The following is a 3983-nucleotide window of genomic DNA, read 5'->3' as shown; positions in this document are numbered from 1 at the left end:
AGAATGATTTCACCACTGAGCCCGTTTTGCCTCCGCTTGCTACGCGTTGGCACTCAGCCATGTTGGCATACGAGTTTTGTCACGCACCCAACTTCACAGCCGAGCCCCCAATCCGATCCGCCCGATTAAACACCCACGGTCCTCCCAACCACTCTCGGCCCCCAAGTTCCCAAAGTGGGACCGGCGGAAGCCGGACCACGCAAAAACGCACCGCCTCGGTGATTTGCACGGCAAGGCGGTACGTTAGTAAGTCCCCTTCGCTTGTTTTCCTCAAAAAGATTTCTGAGAAAAGTAAGCGAAAAAGTCATTGGCAATATAATAGCATTCCGGCGATGGTGATGCAACGGTCTGGACCAGTTTTTTTGCGGTCAGCGTTCCTCCGCGGCGACTGTCTCCGGGGCGGGTTGGCGGATTTGGCGATAATGAACTAAGGCCAGACCGGCAATGGTGCCGCCGGCAGCGCCGAGGGCAGACAGATCGGCGGAAAAGAATTTGGAAAGCAAAACAATGAGTCCGCCAATCACCAAAATCAGGGTGAAGGCGTGTGTGTGCACAAACCTGGTGAATGTGGTCATGGGGATCCCTCCTAACCAATGTCATGGCACATTTGTAACCGCTATCAGCGGCCTAAGCGTACCAGAAATTCTGGGGGGGACAATGTTTGTGCTCAAGCTGGACGGCGCCTGCTGCGGCGCGTTATAGTCAAGGTAATCTTCCAGAAAGCGAGCCCCGTCATGTTAAAAATCTACGCCTACGACCAAAAGAACCACCAAGTCGTGCCCAGTGACCAGTTTTCTAACCACACCTGGATCAACGTGGTCGACCCCAGTGCTGAAGAGATTGCCACCTTGCTGGGCAAGACCGACCTGCCTGAATCCTTCGTCTTCTATGGCTTGGACAAGGACGAGAACGCCCGGACCGAGTACAACGACGACGATGATGCCACCTTGATCATCTATGACGTCCCCATTCTGCAAAAAGAGGGGGACGGCAGCAGCCGCACCGCGTCGTACCGGACCGTACCGTTGGGCATCATTCTGACGAAGAACCACCTGGTGACCATTTCTAACATCGCCCTGCCCTTCTTGGATTCCTTCAGCGACAACCGCCGCCACTTGAATCCGACCAAGCCAGTGCATGCGGTACTGAGTATCCTCGCGCACATCATCTCGAATTATCAGCGCTACCTGCGAGACATGAACAAGAGCCGGGAGCGCACCGAGGAGCAGCTGCAGCGCAACATGCATAACCGGGACCTGTACGGCTTGATGCGTATTCAGCGCAGTCTGGTGTACTTCCTGATGTCCCTGCGAACCGACAAACTGACCATGGAGGCCCTGCGCAAAGCGCCTCACTTCCCGCTGAACGACGTGGACGACGAGTACATCGACGATATTCTCACCGAAGCCCAGCAGAGCATCGAGATGGCTCAGATCAGCAACAACATCCTCAGCGAGTCCATGGACACCTATTCTTCCGTTATCAACAACAATATGAACAACGTCATGAAGTTCCTCACCGTCTACTCGATCCTCTTGACCATCCCCACGCTGGTCTTCAGCTTCTACGGCATGAACATGAAGCTGCCCATGGCCAATCTGAGTATCAGCTGGATCGTGGCGATCGCCCTCTCGCTCGTAATCGGTGCGCTGGTGGGCTTCCATTTCTGGCGCAAGCACCTCTTTTGAACAGGTGCCCATATGCTCACTTACTAATAGTAAGAATTTAACAGGCGTGGTATACTGGTCTTGTTTGTGGTTCAGAAAATCGCGTAACCAACATCTTTAACGAGAGGAGACTATTGTATGGCAAAGAAATCCAAGATCATCAAGGAACAGAAGATCGAAGCCACCGTGGCGAAGTACGCCCCGTTGCGCGCCAAGCTGAAGGCCGAGCATAACTATGCGGCTCTGAGCTTGCTGCCGCGGAATGCTTCCCCGGTCCGCATCCATCACCGTGATCGGTTGGACGGCCGGCCGCATGCTTACTATCGTAAGTTTGGGCTGAGCCGGCTGAATTTCCGGGACCTGGCCCACAAGGGCGAGATTCCTGGGGTCCGCAAAGCCAGCTGGTAGAGTGAAAAAGGAGGGTTGCCCCGTGTCATTACGCGCGGAGCGACCCTCCTTTTTTGATGCAGCCGAAACGAAACTTATGAATGATTGGATTCCCTGTCGTCTGCCGCGGAAGCCGCAGAGGCGGCGGTTGCCTCTGTTGACTGCGCGCTGGCCGCATCACTACTGGCAGCCGCTGTGGCATCAGCGGCTGCGCTGCTGCTGGTATCCGGCGGCATCGGCAGCTGGGCGGGCTCAGCGTAAAGCGGCGACGACTGGATAAACCAGTGCCAGATGCGGATCCAGATGATCTTGAAGATGGCGTAGACCGGGATACCGAAGAGGACGCCGGGCAAGCCGTAGAGACCGCCGGCCCCGAGCAGGACCAGCAGCGTCGTCACCGGGTGCATGTCCATCTTGCTGCCGACGACCAGGGGCGATACGACCCGCTGCTCGACGGTTTGTTCAACGGCGAAGACGATCAGCACCCACAGAATCATCTGGGGCGAGGTCATCGCCGCCACCAGGACGCTGGGAATCATCGCTAAGAACGACCCTAGGTAAGGGATCAAGTTGAGCAGCCCCGCCAGCAGGGCCAAGGTCAACGCGTAACGCTGACCGACCACGGTGTACCCGATGGCGAACATCACCCCGACCCAGAAGGCGACAGTGAGCTGGCCGCGGATGTAATTACTGATGGAATCACTGATCTCGGTCAGAATATGGCGCAGGTGATCCTGCCAGCGCGGCGGGGCCACCTTGACGATGGCGCTCTGGAAGCCGGCGGGATCCTTGAGCATGAAGAACAACAGGAACGGGGCGGTGACAATGGTCATCACCACCGTCGTGATGGTACCCACTGCGCCGCCGACGTTCAGCAAGGTGGCGCTGGCGATGCTTTGGGCCGTGGCCATCCAACTATTCGACACGTTCTTCAGTGCCTTCTCAATCTCCGCCGTCACTTGACTAAAGCGGGAATCCTGGAGCATCGAATTGACCCATTTCTCCGTACTGTCCCAGTATCCCGGGAAGGCCGCGAGGAATTGTCCCACCTGGTTCTGAATCTGAGGAATCAGCGACACCAGGCCCCAAATGACCAGGCCAAGGATCAGAACGAAGAAGAGCAGCGTTGAAACCACCCGGGGAATGTGCCACTTGCGCTGCATGAAGGACACGGGCGGCTCCATCAGGTAATAGAGCACGCCGGCCAGCAGCACTGGCGGCAGGAGAATGTTGAAGACCTTGCCCAGCGGCGTGAAGATGCCGCTGACCTTGGTGAACACGAAGATGACGATCAGGACGAGCAGAATGTTGATCAGCCCGGCCGTCACCTTATTATTCACGAACCAGCGGAAGAACCAGGACTGGTTGAAGCGCTCGAAGCGTTGGGCCGTGGAACGGTGTTTGGCAGCCATCGCGCCGCCTCCTTTGCTAAGTGAGAAATGTTACGCCTGATGCATGTAAGTGATCGTCGTCCCCTCACGGAAGACCGGATACTGCGGGGCCTGGCCTAGGGGGTGGAGATACAAGCCGTTTTGCAAGCGGTCGCCCTGAGCGGTATCGCTGAAGACCAAGGCCACATGGCCAAGACTGCGGAGATTAGCCTGGGCCGCCTGCCCGGCGTACGTGATCGTATACGAAGCCGCATCAATTTTTATCGTGTCGCCCACTGCCACGGTCAGCTGCTGCTGGGCCTGGGAATCAGTGAAGCGTTGCAGTACGGCGATCGCGGCGATTTGAGCAGTGGCGTCCGGGCCGAAGAGGACCACGATGGGGTCAGCGTGGCCGAGCGCCTGTTTGCCGATAGCGGTGACCGTTGCCTGCGTTGTTATCATGTTTATCTGCCATCCTTTGTGTTGTCGTTGGGCAGTGGAAGAAAGGTCCCCCGGGCCGGGTGACTCCGGGCTGCGCGGATCTGGGCGTGGAACGTGG

At 57.2% G+C, this 3983-nt stretch carries 5 protein-coding genes; 2 read left to right on the top strand and 3 right to left on the bottom strand.

Going from position 1 to position 3983, the window contains the following annotated elements; all coding sequences use genetic code 11:
- Nucleotides 1-368: 368 nt before the first annotated feature.
- Nucleotides 369-575 (bottom strand): hypothetical protein, encoded by a 207-nt coding sequence (locus tag L248_RS02825; protein WP_040534525.1) that lies wholly within the window; start codon nucleotides 573-575, stop codon nucleotides 369-371.
- Between the two features lie 159 nt (nucleotides 576-734).
- On the opposite strand from L248_RS02825, the gene L248_RS02820 reads away from it, so the two are divergent.
- Both L248_RS02820 and rpsN read left to right on the top strand, forming a co-directional pair.
- Nucleotides 735-1688: a magnesium transporter CorA family protein gene (locus L248_RS02820; RefSeq protein WP_022528548.1), complete on the top strand. Its 954-nt coding sequence runs from the start codon at nucleotides 735-737 to the stop codon at nucleotides 1686-1688.
- Nucleotides 1689-1805: 117 nt separating this feature from the next.
- The gene (rpsN, locus tag L248_RS02815; RefSeq protein ID WP_022528547.1) at nucleotides 1806-2075 is read left to right on the top strand and encodes a 30S ribosomal protein S14; all 270 of its coding nucleotides are present in this window, start codon (nucleotides 1806-1808) and stop codon (nucleotides 2073-2075) included.
- A 74-nt stretch (nucleotides 2076-2149) separates the two neighbouring features.
- Here rpsN and L248_RS02810 read toward each other — a convergent pair whose 3' ends face one another.
- Together L248_RS02810 and L248_RS02805 are read right to left on the bottom strand one after the other, a co-directional pair.
- The gene (locus L248_RS02810; RefSeq protein WP_022528546.1) at nucleotides 2150-3466 is read right to left on the bottom strand and encodes an AI-2E family transporter; all 1317 of its coding nucleotides are present in this window, start codon (nucleotides 3464-3466) and stop codon (nucleotides 2150-2152) included.
- A gap of 30 nt (nucleotides 3467-3496) precedes the next feature.
- Nucleotides 3497-3886: a PTS glucitol/sorbitol transporter subunit IIA gene (locus L248_RS02805; RefSeq protein ID WP_022528545.1), complete on the bottom strand. Its 390-nt coding sequence runs from the start codon at nucleotides 3884-3886 to the stop codon at nucleotides 3497-3499.
- Nucleotides 3887-3983: the final 97 nt, after the last annotated feature.

Source organism: Schleiferilactobacillus shenzhenensis LY-73 (assembly GCF_000469325.1).
Lineage (GTDB): Bacteria > Bacillota > Bacilli > Lactobacillales > Lactobacillaceae > Schleiferilactobacillus > Schleiferilactobacillus shenzhenensis.
Note: the sequence above shows the minus strand (reverse complement) of the source record. Positions and strands in the feature narration are given on the sequence as shown.

Excerpts from the sequence above, each read along its gene's own strand:
- L248_RS02825 (WP_040534525.1), bottom strand. The coding sequence starts at position 575 with ATGACCACATTCACCAGGTTTGTGCACACACACGCCTTCACCCTGATT.
- L248_RS02820 (WP_022528548.1), top strand. The coding sequence starts at position 735 with ATGTTAAAAATCTACGCCTACGACCAAAAGAACCACCAAGTCGTGCCC.
- rpsN (WP_022528547.1), top strand. The coding sequence starts at position 1,806 with ATGGCAAAGAAATCCAAGATCATCAAGGAACAGAAGATCGAAGCCACC.
- L248_RS02810 (WP_022528546.1), bottom strand. The coding sequence starts at position 3,466 with ATGGCTGCCAAACACCGTTCCACGGCCCAACGCTTCGAGCGCTTCAAC.
- L248_RS02805 (WP_022528545.1), bottom strand. The coding sequence starts at position 3,886 with ATGATAACAACGCAGGCAACGGTCACCGCTATCGGCAAACAGGCGCTC.